General features: G+C 36.3%; 22 protein-coding genes. 3 read left to right on the forward strand and 19 right to left on the reverse strand.

Annotated features, from left to right (window positions below):
* Window positions 1-28: 28 nt before the first annotated feature.
* From ACTWP4_RS19610 to ACTWP4_RS19690, 17 genes are all read right to left on the reverse strand, one after another.
* Window positions 29-646: a hypothetical protein gene (locus tag ACTWP4_RS19610; RefSeq protein ID WP_443130482.1), complete on the reverse strand. Its 618-nt coding sequence runs from the start codon at window positions 644-646 to the stop codon at window positions 29-31.
* Window positions 647-904: 258 nt separating this feature from the next.
* Window positions 905-1,699 (reverse strand): delta-lactam-biosynthetic de-N-acetylase, encoded by a 795-nt coding sequence (pdaA, locus tag ACTWP4_RS19615; protein WP_443130483.1) that lies wholly within the window; start codon window positions 1,697-1,699, stop codon window positions 905-907.
* A gap of 58 nt (window positions 1,700-1,757) precedes the next feature.
* Window positions 1,758-3,062 carry a Na+/H+ antiporter family protein gene (locus tag ACTWP4_RS19620; RefSeq protein ID WP_443130484.1) on the reverse strand — a complete coding sequence of 435 codons (1,305 nt, stop codon included), beginning with the start codon at window positions 3,060-3,062 and terminating at the stop codon, window positions 1,758-1,760.
* Between the two features lie 24 nt (window positions 3,063-3,086).
* Window positions 3,087-3,236, reverse strand: coding sequence for an SE1561 family protein (locus ACTWP4_RS19625; protein ID WP_443130485.1), 150 nt, complete (start codon window positions 3,234-3,236; stop codon window positions 3,087-3,089).
* A 296-nt stretch (window positions 3,237-3,532) separates the two neighbouring features.
* Window positions 3,533-4,300: a YfkD family protein gene (locus ACTWP4_RS19630; protein WP_443130486.1), complete on the reverse strand. Its 768-nt coding sequence runs from the start codon at window positions 4,298-4,300 to the stop codon at window positions 3,533-3,535.
* Between the two features lie 57 nt (window positions 4,301-4,357).
* Window positions 4,358-4,750, reverse strand: a complete 393-nt coding sequence (locus ACTWP4_RS19635) for an OsmC family protein (protein ID WP_443130487.1) — start codon at window positions 4,748-4,750, stop codon at window positions 4,358-4,360.
* Between the two features lie 34 nt (window positions 4,751-4,784).
* Entirely contained in the window at window positions 4,785-5,216 is a 432-nt protein-coding gene (locus ACTWP4_RS19640; protein ID WP_443130488.1) for a GtrA family protein, read from the reverse strand.
* The gene (locus ACTWP4_RS19645; protein ID WP_443130489.1) at window positions 5,213-6,355 is read right to left on the reverse strand and encodes a glycosyltransferase family 4 protein; all 1,143 of its coding nucleotides are present in this window, start codon (window positions 6,353-6,355) and stop codon (window positions 5,213-5,215) included. Before ACTWP4_RS19645 ends, ACTWP4_RS19640 begins: the two co-directional genes overlap by 4 nt.
* Before the next feature lie 30 nt (window positions 6,356-6,385).
* Entirely contained in the window at window positions 6,386-7,534 is a 1,149-nt protein-coding gene (locus ACTWP4_RS19650; RefSeq protein WP_443130490.1) for an NAD-dependent epimerase/dehydratase family protein, read from the reverse strand.
* 868 nt (window positions 7,535-8,402) lie between these two features.
* Window positions 8,403-9,068: an amino acid ABC transporter permease gene (locus ACTWP4_RS19655; RefSeq protein WP_443130491.1), complete on the reverse strand. Its 666-nt coding sequence runs from the start codon at window positions 9,066-9,068 to the stop codon at window positions 8,403-8,405.
* Between the two features lie 11 nt (window positions 9,069-9,079).
* Window positions 9,080-9,916 carry a transporter substrate-binding domain-containing protein gene (locus ACTWP4_RS19660; protein ID WP_443130492.1) on the reverse strand — a complete coding sequence of 279 codons (837 nt, stop codon included), beginning with the start codon at window positions 9,914-9,916 and terminating at the stop codon, window positions 9,080-9,082.
* A 208-nt stretch (window positions 9,917-10,124) separates the two neighbouring features.
* A complete protein-coding gene (locus ACTWP4_RS19665) occupies window positions 10,125-10,973 on the reverse strand; it encodes a YihY/virulence factor BrkB family protein (protein WP_443130493.1) in 849 nt (282 codons plus the stop codon).
* Window positions 10,966-11,253, reverse strand: a complete 288-nt coding sequence (locus tag ACTWP4_RS19670; protein ID WP_443130494.1) for a hypothetical protein — start codon at window positions 11,251-11,253, stop codon at window positions 10,966-10,968. Before ACTWP4_RS19670 ends, ACTWP4_RS19665 begins: the two co-directional genes overlap by 8 nt.
* A gap of 51 nt (window positions 11,254-11,304) precedes the next feature.
* Entirely contained in the window at window positions 11,305-11,784 is a 480-nt protein-coding gene (locus ACTWP4_RS19675) for a low molecular weight protein-tyrosine-phosphatase (protein ID WP_443130495.1), read from the reverse strand.
* Between the two features lie 49 nt (window positions 11,785-11,833).
* Window positions 11,834-13,504 (reverse strand): putative bifunctional diguanylate cyclase/phosphodiesterase, encoded by a 1,671-nt coding sequence (locus ACTWP4_RS19680; protein WP_443130496.1) that lies wholly within the window; start codon window positions 13,502-13,504, stop codon window positions 11,834-11,836.
* A gap of 88 nt (window positions 13,505-13,592) precedes the next feature.
* A complete protein-coding gene (locus tag ACTWP4_RS19685; RefSeq protein WP_443130497.1) occupies window positions 13,593-13,961 on the reverse strand; it encodes a J-domain-containing protein in 369 nt (122 codons plus the stop codon).
* 6 nt (window positions 13,962-13,967) lie between these two features.
* Window positions 13,968-14,615, reverse strand: coding sequence for an MOSC domain-containing protein (locus ACTWP4_RS19690; protein ID WP_443130498.1), 648 nt, complete (start codon window positions 14,613-14,615; stop codon window positions 13,968-13,970).
* A gap of 137 nt (window positions 14,616-14,752) precedes the next feature.
* Between ACTWP4_RS19690 and ACTWP4_RS19695 the strand changes: the two genes are divergently transcribed.
* The 3 genes from ACTWP4_RS19695 to ACTWP4_RS19705 all read left to right on the forward strand — a co-directional run bounded on the left by ACTWP4_RS19695 (window position 14,753) and on the right by ACTWP4_RS19705 (window position 16,870).
* Window positions 14,753-14,887 carry a YflJ family protein gene (locus ACTWP4_RS19695; RefSeq protein ID WP_443130499.1) on the forward strand — a complete coding sequence of 45 codons (135 nt, stop codon included), beginning with the start codon at window positions 14,753-14,755 and terminating at the stop codon, window positions 14,885-14,887.
* 699 nt (window positions 14,888-15,586) lie between these two features.
* A complete protein-coding gene (mreBH, locus tag ACTWP4_RS19700) occupies window positions 15,587-16,597 on the forward strand; it encodes a rod-share determining protein MreBH (RefSeq protein ID WP_443130500.1) in 1,011 nt (336 codons plus the stop codon).
* A gap of 36 nt (window positions 16,598-16,633) precedes the next feature.
* Window positions 16,634-16,870 (forward strand): DUF2164 domain-containing protein, encoded by a 237-nt coding sequence (locus ACTWP4_RS19705; RefSeq protein WP_443130501.1) that lies wholly within the window; start codon window positions 16,634-16,636, stop codon window positions 16,868-16,870.
* Window positions 16,871-16,967: 97 nt separating this feature from the next.
* Here ACTWP4_RS19705 and ACTWP4_RS19710 read toward each other — a convergent pair whose 3' ends face one another.
* On the reverse strand, window positions 16,968-17,690 hold the full coding sequence (locus ACTWP4_RS19710; RefSeq protein ID WP_443130502.1) for a zf-HC2 domain-containing protein: 723 nt from the start codon (window positions 17,688-17,690) through the stop codon (window positions 16,968-16,970).
* Window positions 17,691-17,692: 2 nt separating this feature from the next.
* Entirely contained in the window at window positions 17,693-18,253 is a 561-nt protein-coding gene (locus ACTWP4_RS19715; protein WP_443130503.1) for an RNA polymerase sigma factor, read from the reverse strand.
* Between the last annotated feature and the right edge of the window lie 66 nt (window positions 18,254-18,319).

Consider the following 18,319-nt stretch of genomic DNA (forward strand, 5'->3'; position numbering starts at 1 on the left):
CTCAACTAAACTGTCAGCTCTTCTAAAATTAAATTTCTATTTTCCTCTTTTTATATAACCATTGTTTAAATGATTCTAAAGATGTAATCTTATCATTCAATACTGCATCATAAATATCTATACTAAAAAATGTTTTGCGATATAAAGGATGACTATGCAATTGATTCTTTAGTTCTAAAATTGATTGTCTTTTATAATTATCAACTTTAAACATTATTTCCTTCACTCTGCTTTGTTTTTGCTTAACCTCTTCTGAGTCGATTGCCCATATATCAATTTTCCATTTCTGTCCAAAAAGATTTGTATGGACGCCCCAATATAATCCCTTTGGTAAATGAGGTGTTTTACCGATTAATTCATTTCTGAAATTCATTTTAGATGGATTCAACTTAATAGAGATTTCTTTACCTAGCTCAAAAAAAGTTTCATTGTCAATTGATTCCGATTCAAGGTAAATATCTAAATCTCTCCAAGTCATTAGTTTTAACAAATAACTTCCACTTACCTGTGGATTTCCAAACTTTTTTAAGGTACCGTATAATCCAAACTCATAAAGAATTTCATCAGCTTCGTTCAATATTATGTTGTTTAATGTCTCTAAGTCTAAACTCTTTTTTACGATAAAGTTGGTGAAAAAAAACTCCATTTTTTGGCTAGTTAAATACGTTCCACCCTTATTTTAACATAAATATCCAATTACCCTTTTCGAAAAATTGAATAAAAATAAGCAGCCCAATTATATTGCTAATTGGACTGCTTTTTTCACTCGAAACCCGTCCCATTTACTAAGTGGCCCATTTTATCGGGCACTTTTGTTGTGATATCGGGCACTTTCAATTTTTTTCGGGCGCTTTTTTTAACTTATCGGGCACTTTCAAATAGATATCGGGCACTTCTATCTCTTTTATCGGGCACTTTTAGTGAATCCGATCAGTTCCTCAGGAAGGAGCTGTTTTAACATGAGATCATCCAGACTTTTGAATTGATATCCTTGCTTTCTCAAATCATCAATCAAATATTCTAATGCATCTGCATTATCTTTCGAAACAGTATGCATCAAAACAATCGCACCTGGATGAATCTGATTCATCACTTGTTCATAAGCATGTTGCCAGCCTTTTTCAGAACCTTTATTCCAATCTACAAATGCCAGTGACCAAAAAATATGTGTATAGCCAAGTTCATTTGCCCAGCTTAATGATTCCTCATTAAAAGTTCCTTTAGGAGGGCGTATATATTGGACAACAGCTTTATCATCTATCTTCTTAATTTTTTCTGTTAAAACTGTGACATCTTTTCTGAATTCTTCTTTAGATATCTTAGTAAAGTCACGATGACCATTAGAGTGGTTACCTACAATATGACCATCCGCTAACATACGACGAACTAAATCCGGCTGATCCTCCACATAATGACCAGTTAAGAAAAAGGTTGCTGGCACTCCTTTATCTTTCAATACATCTAAGATTTGCTTGGTAAATCCAGCTTCATAACCATTATCAAATGTTAAATAAACATGTTTGTCGCCTGAAGGATCCATGTAATAGCTTTGATGCTTTTCTAAAATCTGCTTGTACTTTCCCACATCTGGTGGTTGTCCATCAGTATTTTTTTTATATCCCCAACCATAGCTGACAGCACCTGCTTCTATGGGTATAACGAGCAAGAAAAACATCACCAACACCATTATTTTTTTCATATAATCACCTTTTTTTATTTTTAGTTTAAGTTAAAAAAGGTGATCATATTCTGATAATTTACAGAAGTATGCTGGCAATCCATCCAAATAAAAACAATGGAATGTTAAAGTGTAAAAAGGTTGGCACACATGTATCCCAAATATGATGGTGTTTCCCATCAGCACTTAAACCTGATGTCGGTCCTAATGTACTATCACTTGCAGGGCTACCAGCATCTCCTAGCGCACCTGCAGTACCGATTAATACAGCTATTGCCATTGGTGAGAACCCTGCTTCCATACAAATTGGAACATATAATGCTGCAATAATTGGTATCGTACCAAAGGATGAACCGATTCCTAAGGTAATCAATAAACCGACTAATAACAAAATAAATGCAATGATGGCCTGGTTCCCTGCTAATATACCAGAAGAAGATGCTACTAACTCATCTACAGCACCTGTTTCCTTCAGTATATGACCAAAACCAGATGCGACAAGCATTACGAAAGCAATTGTACCCATAATGCCGACACCTTGCTGAACAAATGCATCCCCTTCACGTAATGGTACGACAAAAAATAACACCATTAATATAACACCTGTCAACGCACCAATTACAAGACTTTCCGTAATAATCTGTACAACTAATGCAACTAAAATGGCTACAATCGTTAAGCCATGTGTATGGTTAAATGTTACTTTTTCCTGATCGTCTTTACTTATACCATCGGTTGGTAACCATTTTTTTGCTTCACGAGGTTTGCGGTATGTAAAAAATACTGCGATCAGTAAACCAATAATCATACCGATACCTGGTAATAGCATCGATAAAGCACTTTCTCTTATCGTTATATCTACACCATTATTACTCATTCCCTCTTGAATGGTTTGGTGAAAAATAAGGCCAAATCCTAAAGGAATCATGACATAAGGTGCTTTAAGGCCGAACGTCAAAGCAGTGGCTACCGCACGTCTGTCTAATTTCATTTTATCAAATAAAGTTAATAATGGTGGTATTAAAATCGGAATAAATGCGATATGAACCGGCACAATATTTTGAGACATTGAAGCAACACCGGCTATTGCTAAAACAAGCATCGTTTTTTTGTTTGTTAATACTTTAATTAAAGATCGAACTAATATCGATGTAATTCCGGTATAACTAATCATAGCCGCAAACACACCAAGTAAAATATAACTTAACGCTGTGTTTGCTTGCCCACCCATTCCTTCAATTAACAATTCAATTGTATCTTGAATGTTCATACCTGTCATAAGTCCAGCTACTACCGCTGCAATAATAATTGCGAAAATTACATGAACACGTAACAAACTTAGGACAAGCATGACAAGAACAGAAACAACAACAACCCATTCCATACTTTTCCCTCTCCCTCTTTTTCTTTAGCCAAGGTCTTTTTCTATTTTTTCGATCATTTGAATTAACTGATCGACATCCTCAATCGACGTCTGTTCCGGATCCAAATGATCTAAACGTTCCATAAAATGCTCCAGTTGCAACCGAAGCTGTTTAATCTTATCCTCACTACTCATATCAACACCCCTTTCCAACTTCCCCTACTCATCCTAATCCAAAAAAACCTACATGTCTAGCATTTTTTGGATCAATACAGACAAGGTAATGCCTTGTTTCCCTAGTATTTCAACAAATATAAAAAAGCATGCATCCCGTCCTTAACGAGAAATACATGCTTCTAACTTTATCACGGTGCTAACCGTCTGTAAGACCCCCACACAAGGAAGCTAAGTGGTATAACAGACGCTAACACCCTGATAAGTTTCGCTAATGATCAGTGCGGGTCAAGACCCCCGCTGATCATAGTCTCACTTTATTTTGTCTCAAATGTAAAAGTGAGATGATTCATAATCGGGATATATGCCCCTATTTCCTGTTTGGTGACATTTTTAATTACTAGTTTCTTCTTGGATCCTTTTAACTCAAGGTATACTTCACCAAGTGTAATTTGTCCTGTATCTTTGACTACCGGTATATGTGCTTTTAATCTTCCAATTTTCGAAGTTGGTACGGTATATGTTTTACTAAGCTTTGTCTCTTTTCCAATGACCGCGTGAAATGTAAGAGGTAAATCATGCTGGTCTCTTGCTTTTTGTAAAATCATTTGTTTAATCTGATCCGTCTGGTCTACTTTGGCTGTCAGGGCGCCTTTCACATGTTTTTCTTCGGTTTGATAATAATAAACATCTTCATTTTTTTCACCATTGACATTATTCACTTCATTGGTATTAACTGTTTGAAAATCCCAATTGATCTTAGACGATTCGGATTGATACGATAAAGGCCAATGTCCGAGATATATCTCAGCACGATAGCCAAAAGCGATTGGTGAAGGGTTAATGGTTGATTCATTTAATGATTTTATTAACAATGGATTGTCTATATCAACATTTATATCCTCTAACAGTTCCTTTACTAATTTACTCGGTTCGACCGTAGTATCTTCTTCTGTCATTTGTTTATAGGTATTTTCCTTTTCGATCGACACTAGATCATCAGGTTTTTCCTCTTTAGACTCTGCAATTAGAGGGATAGTTAACATCATTAAACATAAAATTGCTGAAAGACCGAGTTTCTCCATTATTATTTCCGCTCCTTTTTCCCTTAGTGTGACAATAAGAGCGGAAAATTATGCGGATTAATTACTCAAGTTAACTATTTCAAGTGTTTCGGTGATCTTTACACTATCTTCAATTGTTCGAATCATAGAACAATTCTTACGAGCTACTCCCAAGCTTTTTTCTACCTGATCCTTTTTCAACTGTACACCCTTTACAACAAAATGAAGATGGATGGAAGTAATTTTGTTGGCTTCATCTGGTGATCTTTCAACATCTGCTGAAATCTTTATATCATCTATCGGGAGTCGTTTTTTATCCAATATTTTGCGCAACACAGAAGCACTGCATCCAACCACTGAAGCGACCATTAATTGAAATGGCCGGTAACCGAAGTCCTCATTTCCGGATATGTCTAATTCCCCGAACGGTAACATAGTCCGAACGCCACCTTCTGATAAATAAAAATCCATCTGAACTCCTCCTTAGGTGTAGTAGTCAAAGATTTCACTTTCGGTAGTCTTTAAATACAAAGTACTTAATCATAAAAAAACTGGCTAACGATGATAATACCATTGCTAAGGCTTTCGATATATTATAACGCCACCAATTAGGTATTTCCATTATAGCAAACAAGGAATTAGCACCCAAGAAAACAAGGTTACTAATTCCCAAACTTATCAAAGCTTGTATAAAAAAAGCAAGTCGTTGATAATGACTACCTTTTGACGCACGTTTAAACGTGATCATCGCATTCCAAATATAACTATTTAAGATCGCAAGACTATAAGCAATACTATTATATACAATAAGGAGTGTTGGCTTCTCTGTATGGAATAACAATAACAGTAAATTGAGCACACCAATATCAATTAGTGCATTGCTAAGCCCAATGATACTAAATTGAAAAAATTGAAAACGACCACTTTTTCTTTTCATGAACATTCCTTCTTATTGTAATCTTTAGTATGTGATTCAATCACTTGCTGATAAAATGCTAACGCTTGCCGGGACTGATCATCCCATCCCATCTTATGGATGTCTTGCCAAGCTGCCTCAGCTAATCTTTTTCGCAATGCCTCGTCTTCTAATCGCAAAACGGTTTCTTTAAAGCTTTCCACACTTTCAGGATTATATAACAAGCCGTGTTTTTCGTGTTTAATTTGTTCCCGTGTCGGACCACTATCAGCTGCAACAATTGGTAAACCTGATGCCATTGCTTCCATCAGTACCAAACCTAATGTTTCAGTTGTAGACGGAAAAACAAATAGATCTGCAGATGCATAAGCTTTCGCTAACTCTTCTCCATGCATAAACCCGGTAAACACAGTATTTGTACTTTCAAAATGTTTTTCCAATGGTCCTCGATGTGGTCCATCCCCAACAATTGCTAAAACAAATTGTTCGGATTGTTCCAGAACTGTTCGAATCTTCTCTATTTCTTTTTCTGGAGCAAGTCTGCCAACATATAATAACAGCTTTTTATTATCCTTGCCATTTGTCAACCTAGCCCTCATATTTAAATCAGACTTCTCCGGATGAAATAGGTTAGTATCCACACCTCGTTTCCATACATGCACATTGTGAAAATTCTGTTCATCTAATTCTTCTTTCACCACGTTGGATGTACAGAGATTAATGGATGCTTGATTATGTAACTTGCGAAAATACCACCACAAGAGACCTTTAAATATCGATAAATGATAATACTCTGCGTACTTTGGTACCTGTGTATGATAGGACGCAATTAAAGGAAACTTCGATTTTTTTGCATAATAGACGCCTGAGGCGCCAAGTAGCGCCGGATTCACTACGTGAACAATATCTGGATTGCATTCCATCAATAGCTTTTTCACACGAGGATTTGGTAATGCGAATGCTTTGGAACGATAAAATGGCAAATTTCGAGCTGGTAAGCCAATTACTTTCGCCCCTTCAAATTCACTTACTCCTAAATCTGGCGCTACCACTGTAACTTGATGTCCTTGTTCCAAAAAATAGCGAATACTATTGGTTAACCTTGTCACTACTCCGTCTGTAGATGGTAGAAATGTTTCGGTGATGATAAGTATGTGCATTGCTAGATCATCCTTATTTGTCTGGTTCAATTATTTCCATTTCACTTGTGGTAAAATATTTTTCTCAATAACACGATCTTTATATTCCACCACCGTTTTTAGAATTTCTCTTATTACATTTTCGTCAAGAAGATATGGTTCTAATCCAAGATCTTTTAATTTTGTGTTTGCCGCTTCAAAGAAATGATCTTCCAGCTCTACTCTCGGATTTTCTAAATGAGCAATATTGGTATCAAAGCCTTCTTCCTGTGCTACTTTTTGTACTTTTTCTGCTAAGTCACCCACAGAAAATTGTTCGGTAAATTGGTTGAATACACGGAATTCACCATGATCTGCTGGGTTTTCAGCCGCAATTTCAATACAACGCACCGTGTCCTTGATATTAAGAAATCCTCTTGTTTGTCCACCTTTTCCATACACGGTTAAATCTTGTCCTACAGTTGCTTGAATGATAAAACGATTTAAAGCAGTACCAAACACTCCGTCATAATCTAAACGGTTGGTGAGGACAGGATCTAATTTTGTTTCGTCTGTTTCTAAACCATATACAATACCTTGGTTTAAGTCTGTAGCTCTAATCCCCCATATTTTACAAGCGAACATAATATTATGACTATCGTGCACCTTTGATAAATGATAAAAGGAACCTGGCTGTTTTGGAAAAGGTAATGTGTCTTTTCGTCCTTTATGTTCAATTTCAATATAGCCTTCTTCAATCGGAATATTAGGTGTCCCATATTCCCCTAGTGTACCCAATTTGATTAAATGACAATCAGGAACGATTTCTTTAATAGCAAAAAGTACATTTAATGTTCCGGTCACATTATTTTCTTGTGTGTACACTGCATGTTCTCTATCAATCATAGAATAGGGCGCAGAGCGTTGTTCAGCAAAATGAACAAATGCATCTGGTTGTTCTTGTTTTAACACTTCTTTTAGAAAGTCATAATGTGTTAAGTCACCTTCATAAAGATTAATTTGTTTCCCAGTAATTTCTTGCCATTTTGCCACTCGCTCCTCTAATGAGGAAATAGGTGTTAATGAATTCGAATGCAGTTCGTTATCAATTTTCCTTCTCGCATAATTATCAATAATTGCTACTTCATGCCCCTGTTTCGATAAGTATAGAGCAGTTGGCCAACCACAAAAGCCATCTCCTCCTGCTACAATAATCTTCATTCTTTTCCCACCTTCACTTCTCTATTTTTATAAATAAATGCCCTATAATATCCATATTAACATTGAATAAAATTAATGAGGTAGAAAATTTTAAATTTTTACACACTTTTTACTAAATACTTTACAAAAACCAAGTAAAAGTAGTGCGCTTAAAATGAGACTGAGACACGAGTGATTTGATAAAAGTAAAAACCGAACGATTTTCAATTTCTACGATTAGAAATTGTTATCGTTCGGTTTTTTCAATTTCGTAATAGGAACAGTGGTCATTTTGACATGTCTACAATGTTTAACAACCGCTCCGGCTTGCCCACTTCGCTTTCCAAGGGGCGTGTCTTCAGCTAACTTTTGTAAAGAAATTCACTTTACAAAAGTGGATCTTCAGATCACGCTGATCCCCCAGGAGTCGAAGTGGGCGCCTGCGCTAAAAAAGTTCTACAATGAATGTAAGTGGTAGCATTTCATTTCTTATCTCTTGTTTTATCACGGTGCTAGCCGTATGTAAGCCCCCGCTGATCAATATATACTAAGTTTTTCGAAAGTTCAAAAAGCTAACGGTCATAAACGTTGTAAAACCATTATGTAGCGAAAGGCGCCCGCTTTCACTCCTGTGGGAATGTTTTCTCTGAAGATCCACTTTTCCAAGCGGTCTTTGCTTGGAAAAGTTAGCTGAAGAGAAAACCCCACGGAAAGGGAAGCGGGCAGCCGGAGCGGAGGTTTAGCAGTTCCAACCATTTCAAAATTGCCACTTTGATCAATAGTTATACATTTATCTGTTACTACAAATAATCCTTCTTATATTTATTTTAATTCCTTACATTTGTTCGTCTTTGGAGTGGAAAAAATTGCTTTGTCCCGGTCCCTTTAATTACTTGGTAAACCGACTGAATTTGTTTTCTAATCGTTCTTGAAAAACAGATATCAGTATACAAATCGGCCAATAAATAAATGCGACTAACACATACATTGTTAGTGAATCAAAGGATCTACCTCCGGCAATTTGTGCTTTCTGAAAAAGCTCTGGTACCGTAATTACCGCTGCTAAGGATGTTGCCTTCACTAAATCTAAAAAGACGTTCGTTAAAGGCGGTAGTGCAATACGCGTACCTTGTGGTAAGATAATTTTCGTTAATGATTGCCAATAACCAAAACCTAATGCTTTAGCAGATTCCCATTGACCTTTTGGAACACTATTAATAGAAGCACGAATAACTTCGGCAATGTAAGCCGCACTATTCAAGCCAAATCCTAAGATCGCTGCCATGATTGCTGGCATTTTCAGGCCTATCATCGGTAAACCATAATACAAAATAAACAAAAAAACTAAGATTGGTGTTCCACGCATGAACGATATATAGACTCTCGCAGGATATCGCAATACAAACGAATCAGAGCTTCTGCCTAGGGATATAAATAGTCCCAGAACAAGTCCTAATACCATACTTGCGAACGACACAATCAATGTCATCGGTAAACCACTTAAAATCAGTGGTAAATTCTCTAGCGCTAATTTCACATCAAAAAAATCACCCATGGAATCACACCTTATAGATCAAGACCCTCAATCTCAGCGATCTCGCCTTCTGGTTTTTTTGAAGCATCTTCTTGATAAAATTCAGTTGCTAACTCTGTCAATGTACCGTCTTCTCTCATCTTTGCTAATGTTTCATTAATTTTTTGCTGTAACGTTTCCGCTTCTAAGTCCATTACGACAGCTTGTTCTGTTGGATGAAACTTTAAATCTGGATGAAGGTGGATATCAAATTCTGGAAATCCCGCTACACCAAATTTAGATAAATAATAATCATTAACAATAACATCGGTATTACCATTATGGACATCGCGTAAATAGGCTTCGTTTGGCGCATTTCCATAAGTAACAACCTCTGCACCAAAGTGTTCAGCTATCTGACTAAAGATTGTTGTCGCGCCACCACCTGCACGCTTACCTTCCAAGTCTTCCAAGCTTTCTATGCCTGAATTATCTTCTTTTCGGACAACCATTGTTGAATAAGAATATTTATATGGCTCAGAAAAAGCAAACTGTTCTTTACGGCTGTCTGTTACTTCAATATCATTAACAGCTACGTCAATTCTTCCACTTTGGATTGCCGGTAGCATACCGTCAATTCCCATTATTTCGAATTTAACTTTCAAACCGAGACGATCTGCTATTTCTTTCATAATCTCGACGTCATAGCCTGTCAAGTTATCATCTTTGTCATATGTAGAGGCACCAATCAACGTACCAGATGTACCTGCTACAATCACCCCTTTCTCCTGAATCTGATCCCATTTTGCTGACTTGTTGTCCCCTTGACCACACGCTACAAGTAAGCTAATTAAAACTAACAAACTGAAACATACAACTAATCTCCTCATAAGATCGCACCCCTTTTGTTTTGTTATAATATATTTCTCTATTAAAAGATAACAGTTTATTTTTATTATTTCAACGTTTATAATATCTGTTTCATATTTTTATATCATCTGTTATATTCCATTTTTTTCTTGATTGATATTGGGAGCTCAAAACATAATAAATGAGACTGTTCCCTTTTAAGGAAACAGTCTCAGATAATAAAAATATTCATTTTTTAGTCCTATTCCTTTTTGTCATACTTTCAATTTGGGCGTTGATCTCTCCTCCAGTGATGATTATGATTCCGGAGAGGTAGAACCAAATCATAAGGATGATTACTCCTCCGAGGCTGCCATATGTGGCAGAGTAGTTTCCCATCGATGTAACGTAATAGGAGAACGCAAGGGATGTCAGCTGCCAACAAATGGTGGCAAATATTGTACCGATGTAAACATGTTTAAAATAGACACGCTTACTTGGAGCCATTCGGTATAACATCATTAATACGATAAAGAAAATCGCAGAGGAAATTACCCATCTCAAGGTGTTCCAAATATCAAGGAAGCCTTGTGATAATCCGAAGAGTGAAAAGAGGTAGACCCCAATCATTTTTCCAAAAATCGGTAACAAAAAGGCAACAAGAATGACAAGCAACATTGCAACAGTCAACACTATCGAAATACCTCGCATTACAATAAAGGAACGCTCTTCCTCAATATTATAAGCCTTATTGAAAGAGCGCACTAAAGCGTTAATGCCATTTGATGCTGACCAAAGTGTACCAATTATACCAATCGATAACAAACTGCCGTTACGGTTATTCATGATTTGCGTGAGATTGTTATTTAATAGTGTCATAATTTCCTCAGGTGCATAAGTTGATACAAAATTCATGACATTAATCTCATCAAATGGTAAATAACCAACTAACGTTACAAGGAAAATCATAAAAGGGAATAAGGATAACAGAAAAAAATAAGACAATTGAGCTGCTAATCCCGGTACATCGTCTTTCATAATTCGTTCTATCAATTGTTTGATAAAACGAGCAAAACGATTGTTTAATAATTTATTCATTGTCATCTCGTTTTTCTATTTTTTCTGTTAGTTCCTGTAATCGATGAAGCGTATTTAAAGCCGAGGTCAATCCTGCAGCAAGCTGTTCGGAACACTTTGCATAATTCACGTTTAATTGATGAATAGCTTCTGCTGGATTCTTAGCAAAGTAGGCGGTCTTATTACCACAAATTTGTATTTTTTTTGTCACATAAGACCTTGTTTCCCTATCACTTAATGTTATAAGTCCTCCCACAATTGCTCCTGTTAGGATTCCTGTGATTAGTCTTTGTTTTCCCATAACCTCTCAACCCTTCTTTATCTTAGTTTGTCACGGTGTTAAACATAAGTCTTATTTTAAACTTAAATCATGTTGGTCTGAAATGTAATCCAACAAGTGCTCACAACCTTCTTTTACTAGTTCATACGTGTAATCAAAATTCTTTGTAAAATACGGGTCTGGTACATTTTGTTCTTTTGGCTGCTCCACAAAGTCCATCAATTTTTTGATGGTCACTTCTGATGCTTGTAAAGAAAATTGCGATAAATCATCCATGTTTTGCTGATCCATTGCAATGACGTAATCAAAATCATTTATATCATTTGCTTGTATTTGTCTCGCCTTTTGTCCGTGGTAAGAAATATTCAATTCATCTAATTTAGCTCTAGTTCCTTGATGTGGAGGATTACCAATATGCCAGTCACCCAACCCTGCCGAATCAATAAAAAATTTATCCTCTACTCCCTTTTCCTTGACGATATGACGAAATACCGCTTCAGCCATTGGAGATCTGCAAATATTTCCTAAACAAATAAATAATACTTTAATCATATAATACCACCTCAACTATCAAATTAATCCTGTTTTATTCTGAAAATAACTATAAACATGCTAATAATTTTTCTTCAATTAAATCCGCCTCAACTGGTTTACTATAAAAATATCCTTGATAATAATCACATTTTTGATTTCTAATAAAAGATAGTATCTGTTCGCCTTCAACACCTTCGGCTACAACTTTTAAACCAAACGTATGCCCTAATTGAATCATAGCTTTTATAATTTCTGCACTCCCGGATTCTTCAAACAATTCCTTTATAAAAGATTGATCTATTTTTAAATAATTTATCGGGAATTTTTGCAGGTACCCCATCGAAGAATATCCTGTACCAAAATCATCAATGGATAAGGAGACACCCATAGCCCTTAATTCATTCATCATTGCGATACATTCTTCGGTATTTTGCATGACACTGTTTTCCGTAATTTCTATTTCTAAATAATTAGGATCCATTCCTGTTTCTTTAATAACTTGCTTTACTCTCTGCAGAAAATCTGGTTGCTGTAATTCAACAGCAGAAATATTGACAGCAACCATTACAGGACTTGTCCCACTCTCTTTCCATCTCACGAATTGTTTACATGCTTCACGTAATACCCATTCCCCGATTTGATCAATCATACCAATTTCTTCAGCAATTGGAATAAAAAGAGAGGGTGGAATCTTGCCTTTTTTACCGTGTTCCCACCGAATTAAAGCTTCTACTCCGACAATTTCATTGGTATGTACATCCACCTTAGGCTGGTAGGACAGCGTGAATTCATTAAATTTAAATGCTTTACGAATATCTGACTCTAACAAGATCAGTTCATTATATTGTTCACTCATTTGATTCGTATATTCACTAATTCGATTCCCACCCTGGAGTTTCCCATAATGAACGGCTACACTTGCCCGATTGATATAATCCTCTGTTTTACAGGCATTTTCACTCATATAACTTATCCCAATTGTCCCTGTCATATAAAAATCATGATTTGAAATAATGATTGGCTGTCTGATAATCTGTAAAATCTGCTCTGCAAACACCTTTATATCTGACACTTGTTGATTTATGACAATGACAAACTCGTCACCACCTAATCTATAAACCGGACACATTTCCAATGCTATTCCCTTTAAACGGTCTGCTATTAACGTAATTACCTGATCTCCTGCAAATTGCCCTAATGTATCATTAACATTCTTCAAACGATCCAAATCACAAATCATGATCGCTTTTGGCTTATCTTTGCGATTATTATGTATAATTTTGTCCAAATCCTCAAGTAACCTTTGCCGATTGGGAAGCTTTGTAAGCGTGTCGTGAGTTGTCATAAATTCGATCTGTTGTTCAGATTTTTCAAATGATGTAATGTCAATAGTTGTTCCTACTACCTCTATCACTTCATCATTTTCTATGACAGGGGATAACATGGTGAATAAATAATATTGATGGAAATGATGTCTGAATGTGATTTCTTTTCCTGTGAATGCTTGTGTTAGTTTACTTCGGTGCAATGAACAGAACCCAAGGTCCAACTCTTTAATATCCCCACCTGAAGCTGTAATATTTTCTGGCAACCCTAATTGTTCCTTCAACTTACCAGTTAAAAATGAACAATAGAATTGCCCCTTTTGCCTCCTAAGTACGAATATTAGGTTCATGTTATGTTGTAACATTCTTAATAAATCGTTATTACCTGGATACATATTGGTTTCGAGTGGCATAATAGTCACCTTTATTTTTTATTTTCTTCTAGTATACGTGAAAAGGTTCTCTGAAAAAAGTAACATATAAACTTTTCTACATTTTCCGTTAAAATAATCGATTTATTTTACTGCTATATCTTTTGTATGATGAGGTTTGTTTTATGTTTCTTTTTTCTAACAGCAATTGAAACTGTAATTCTTTTTCTGTAATTCGTTTCTCAATTCTTTTTTTGTCTTGATCATCCGTACATAACTTTAACAAATCTCTTAATGAAGCCAATTCTTTATTAATTTGCACTTCTTCAGGCAGGTAACCACTATTTTTCATAATACGATAACCCATCCGCAACTCTGCCGGGACATGTTCTAGCGGATCCTTCTTTTGTGGTTTACCCTTTCCTTTTATATCTTCAAAGTCACCATCTTGGATTGCTTGTTTAATTCGTTCTTCCGCAAGCTGTGAAAATACGTCCATCCTGTATCATCCTAACTTTTCGATTCGTTTTATTAAAGTCCTTTTGACATTAGGTGCTAATGCCTCTATTTCTAGATACTTTTCCATTCTTCCCCTATTTTCCCGGTCATGGAACAAACAATGGAATACATCAACTGGGGATACCTGTTGTGGATCTTCCTTTACTTTAACTAATCGATCTGTCGGCTTAACTAAACCTTCTTTTAGAACTCGAAAGTAATAACCACTGTAGCCTGTTTCCGTTACAATAGCAGGAATATCTTTCAGACCGTGGACTTTAGCGATTTTATAACAAGGCTGTCTTGGTTGTGAAACTTGAATTTCTGCCTCACCAAGTTGAAAAATATCTCCAATATAAAGATCATTTTCTTTTAAACCGTCAATCGTTATATTTTCTCCAAAAGCAGGGTATGTAAACTCCTGCTGGTACTTATTTTCCCAAAATGAATAATGATCTTTTGGATACATTAATAACGCCTTTTCTTCTCCACCATGGTTTTTAAGATCCGCTTGTCCGTCGTTTTCAAAGCCTGTGACGGTTAAATAATTTGGTTGATGAGTAGACGTTTTAATAAAGCCTGTTTTAATTTCCTGTCCACTCAATTGATGTACTGTCGGCTTTCCTACATTTAAGGATATGACTCTATATGACACGTGCAAAACTCCTTTATCAGCTTACTTATAACCATTATACAAAAAATTAACTAAAGAATTAACGATAACCTCTTTTCAATGAATTTTACAGATGTTAGAATGGCACCTGCAAAATTTATAGTAAGGGGTGTTGAGCGATGCACGTAGGAAGCAAAGGTTGGTATGTAGAAAAATTAAAAGAAAAAGGTGTGCGTCATATTGAAGGCAGAAAAATCGAAAAATTCAAAACACACATCCTCGCAAATTTATTAGATGAAAAAGAAAATAATTAAGATACCAACAGGTCGAGTGATCGACCTGTTTTTTTGTTGCATATCAGGGGAAATTGTCTAAAACAATCTATAAATAAAAAGTATTTAATTGTGCACATCATCCTACTTCTTTTAACACTTGCTTACTTTCATTCTATTATTGCTGAGTTCTTGATCATCGCTGCGAAAAAACACTCCCTTTCCGGGGGCACGGCTTCAGCTAACTTGGTAAAGACAAGCACTTTACCAAGTGGATCTTTAGCTCGCGCTATTCCCCCAGGAGTGTCGCATTTTTCCGCAGCTTAGAATAGTGTTCTGATAAAGTGACAAAAAATACAAAGAATACATATACATGGGTTCTATTCTTTCAATTATTAAAACACTAAAATTAGCGGAGGCAGAATACGGAGACTCCAGGGATGCGCACGAGCTGAAGATCCCGCAGGAAAGCGATCTTTGCTTTCCGAGGAAGCTGAGGCCGTGCCCATGGAAAGCGCAGTATTCTGCCGGAGCATTTCCTAGCACTCATCATTAATCAGAACGTGAGGAAGCTATACCAAGACAAATTTTCACTAGTTCACAGCTTTTATCTAGCTCGGATTTAAACTCTTTTTTCTTGTAATAAAATTGTTAAAATCCTCCACGTCATCTACCGTCATAATTCTTCATGGAAAATAGAATAACTATAGAAAGAGATTATACTTAATTGGAGGTAACATCATGTTTTCAAATACAGAAATTGGAATAGATTTAGGAACAGCCAATATCCTTATATATACAAAAAATAAAGGCATTATCTTGAATGAACCTTCTGTCGTTGCTGTCGACACAAGAACTAACCAAGTAGTCGCAGTTGGTAATGAAGCTAAAAATATGATCGGAAAAACACCACGAAATATTGTGCCTATCCGCCCATTAAAAGACGGTGTCATCGCAGATTTTGATATGACGACGCAAATGCTTAAAGCCTTCCTAAAAAAAGTAAGTAAAAAAGCTGGAATATCCACACGTAAGCCGAGTGTTGTTGTTTGTACGCCATCAGGAAGTACCGCAGTGGAACGTAGAGCAATTGACAATGCGGTCAAAAGCTTTGGCGCAAAAGAAGTACACCTTATTGAAGAACCGGTTGCAGCAGCAATTGGTGCAGACTTACCAGTAGCAGAGCCACAGGCTAGTATGATTGTTGATATTGGTGGTGGTACGAGTGAAGTAGGTATTATATCGTTCGGTGGTGTTGTTGCCAGCAGGTCTGTTCGTGTTGGTGGTGACCACATGGATGAAGAAATTATCCAGTATGTGAAACGTCAGCACAATGTTCTGATCGGGGAAAGTACCGCTGAAAAAGTAAAAATAGAAATCGGTTATGCATATAGTGAAGAGCCTGATGAAGAAATGGATGTCAGAGGCCGTGATCTTGTAACAGGCTTACCAAAAGTGGTTAACCTTCGTGCCTCTGAGGTTCACTATGCCTTCAAGGAAGTTTTAGAATCGATTTTACATGCAATTACAGAAACGCTCGAAAGTTGCCCGCCTGAATTAAGTGGAGATATTGTGGATCAGGGTATTACTATTACTGGTGGCGGTGCATTGTTAAAAGGTATGCAGCACTGGCTATCTAATGAAATCAATGATGTGCCCGTACATTTGGCTTCTAACCCTTTGGAATCTGTTGCGGTTGGTACAGGACGTTCGTTAAAAATGATTCAGAAATTACAAAAAGCGGCTAAATAGTCTGTTATAATAGGGAAAAACGAAAGGAGTTTTTCCATGAAGACACCTTTTTCTATATCAAAAGAGATGCGCGATGAAATGATTATTGCTATTCAGGATTATTTTGCTGCTGAACGACAGGAAGAACTGGGAAATTTAGAAGCTGGATTTATACTTGATTTTTTTATGCTTGAGATTGCCCCTACTTTTTATAATCAAGGTGTAAGAGATGCACATCAGTTTTTGAGTGAGAAATTAGAGGATGTGTTCGAGCTTGAGAAAGTAAAGAAATAATAAATTTGTATTGACTAACGCTGAGGAAAGACGCGATCTTCGCATCTTTCCTCAGCTATTTTTTACTTATCCACATTCAGAATATTCACCTTCAGCTTTATTCTTCAATGTCTACGTAGAACGTTTCTGGTCCTGTTGGCTTGTGGCTTCCCCCTGGTGGTTCTACACTTCCTTTCATAAACCGGAAATCGGATAAGTCTTCTAGACGGTATAATATCCGAGCTGATCCGTTCTCTACCATAACAAGATCTCCATTAATATTTCCAGCCTTATCAATTATCCAAATTTGATGATCGTTATTATATAAACCGTTTAAGCCTTCCACTTCTAACAATATTTCTTGTGTTTGCGGGTTAATCCAGACCATTCCTTCAATACCAGCAAAATCTTCATACGGTTTAATCGGCTGTTTTTCTACAACCGGATTATCGATAAACACTTGGTCACTGATAATATCTTGATTTTGATATACTTCATATTCCGGTGACACCGTATTCTGTACATTCCAAAAATCAGTCAAACTAAAGAAAAGAATAAATACAACGATAACACCAGTTAATCCAAACAAAGGTTTTTTCCATTTGAATACACGTTGCTTCAGTGAGCGCTCTCGATGTAAGGATTGATCTATTTTTTCTTTTAATTGGGCTGAAGGCTGAAGCTCTTCATCCACTTCTAATATTTCCTGCCAAAATGCTAATGTTTGCTGACACTTCGCGCAATTATCTAAATGACGTTCTATGCCTTGAACTTCTGATTCTGATACATGACCTTCTAAGTAATCAACCAATTTTTCCTCAGGTAAATGTTTTTCTTCCATGGTTATTTGTCACCTCCACCAGAACCAATCCAGCGCAGTAATGATTTTTGTTTTTTTAAGTTTTGTAATCCATAACGAATCGATGATTTCACCGAACCAAGTGGTCGATTCGTTTTTAATGCAATTTCTTTTTGGGTAAATTGGCTATAATACATATGAAAAATAGCTTGTTGCTGTGCAAACGGAAGCTTTTTAAGTGCTGCCTGCAATATATCTTTTTCCATATTTCCAATAACAACTTGGTCTGCTGCCGGACTAGAATTGGAAATGATATCCTCCAATTTATTTGCTAACATTTCTGGTTTTTTCCGTAACCTGTCAATTGCTCTGGATCTTGTTTTGACAGCGACCCAGGCTTTGACACTGCCCCTTGAGCCTTGATACTGATCGCACTTTTGATAGATCTCAATAAATACTTCCTGTGTGATGTCTTCTGCTTCCGGGCGATTAGCAAGTACTTTATAGGCAATTCGAAAAATATATTGATGATATCGTTGATAGAATTGATCGAATGCCTCTTGACTACCTACACGCATTTTTTCCAACAACAAATAATCATCCACATTTATCGCCCCTTCCCTTTTTAATTTCTATTTTACAAATTTTTTTGAAAATGACAAATCCAAAAT

Source organism: Gracilibacillus sp. D59, assembly GCF_052246695.1.
Lineage (GTDB): Bacteria > Bacillota > Bacilli > Bacillales > Amphibacillaceae > Gracilibacillus.

Excerpts from the sequence above, each read along its gene's own strand:
- ACTWP4_RS19640 (WP_443130488.1), bottom strand. The coding sequence starts at position 5,216 with ATGAAAAGAAAAAGTGGTCGTTTTCAATTTTTTCAATTTAGTATCATT.
- ACTWP4_RS19710 (WP_443130502.1), bottom strand. The coding sequence starts at position 17,690 with ATGGAAGAAAAACATTTACCTGAGGAAAAATTGGTTGATTACTTAGAA.
- ACTWP4_RS19670 (WP_443130494.1), bottom strand. The coding sequence starts at position 11,253 with ATGGGAAAACAAAGACTAATCACAGGAATCCTAACAGGAGCAATTGTG.
- ACTWP4_RS19650 (WP_443130490.1), bottom strand. The coding sequence starts at position 7,534 with ATGAAGATTATTGTAGCAGGAGGAGATGGCTTTTGTGGTTGGCCAACT.
- ACTWP4_RS19620 (WP_443130484.1), bottom strand. The coding sequence starts at position 3,062 with ATGGAATGGGTTGTTGTTGTTTCTGTTCTTGTCATGCTTGTCCTAAGT.
- ACTWP4_RS19675 (WP_443130495.1), bottom strand. The coding sequence starts at position 11,784 with ATGATTAAAGTATTATTTATTTGTTTAGGAAATATTTGCAGATCTCCA.
- ACTWP4_RS19630 (WP_443130486.1), bottom strand. The coding sequence starts at position 4,300 with ATGGAGAAACTCGGTCTTTCAGCAATTTTATGTTTAATGATGTTAACT.
- ACTWP4_RS19685 (WP_443130497.1), bottom strand. The coding sequence starts at position 13,961 with ATGGACGTATTTTCACAGCTTGCGGAAGAACGAATTAAACAAGCAATC.
- ACTWP4_RS19610 (WP_443130482.1), bottom strand. The coding sequence starts at position 646 with ATGGAGTTTTTTTTCACCAACTTTATCGTAAAAAAGAGTTTAGACTTA.
- ACTWP4_RS19665 (WP_443130493.1), bottom strand. The coding sequence starts at position 10,973 with ATGAATAAATTATTAAACAATCGTTTTGCTCGTTTTATCAAACAATTG.
- ACTWP4_RS19695 (WP_443130499.1), top strand. The coding sequence starts at position 14,753 with ATGCACGTAGGAAGCAAAGGTTGGTATGTAGAAAAATTAAAAGAAAAA.
- ACTWP4_RS19655 (WP_443130491.1), bottom strand. The coding sequence starts at position 9,068 with ATGGGTGATTTTTTTGATGTGAAATTAGCGCTAGAGAATTTACCACTG.
- ACTWP4_RS19660 (WP_443130492.1), bottom strand. The coding sequence starts at position 9,916 with ATGAGGAGATTAGTTGTATGTTTCAGTTTGTTAGTTTTAATTAGCTTA.
- mreBH (WP_443130500.1), top strand. The coding sequence starts at position 15,587 with ATGTTTTCAAATACAGAAATTGGAATAGATTTAGGAACAGCCAATATC.
- ACTWP4_RS19635 (WP_443130487.1), bottom strand. The coding sequence starts at position 4,750 with ATGGATTTTTATTTATCAGAAGGTGGCGTTCGGACTATGTTACCGTTC.
- ACTWP4_RS19645 (WP_443130489.1), bottom strand. The coding sequence starts at position 6,355 with ATGCACATACTTATCATCACCGAAACATTTCTACCATCTACAGACGGA.
- ACTWP4_RS19680 (WP_443130496.1), bottom strand. The coding sequence starts at position 13,504 with ATGCCACTCGAAACCAATATGTATCCAGGTAATAACGATTTATTAAGA.
- pdaA (WP_443130483.1), bottom strand. The coding sequence starts at position 1,699 with ATGAAAAAAATAATGGTGTTGGTGATGTTTTTCTTGCTCGTTATACCC.
- ACTWP4_RS19705 (WP_443130501.1), top strand. The coding sequence starts at position 16,634 with ATGAAGACACCTTTTTCTATATCAAAAGAGATGCGCGATGAAATGATT.
- ACTWP4_RS19625 (WP_443130485.1), bottom strand. The coding sequence starts at position 3,236 with ATGAGTAGTGAGGATAAGATTAAACAGCTTCGGTTGCAACTGGAGCAT.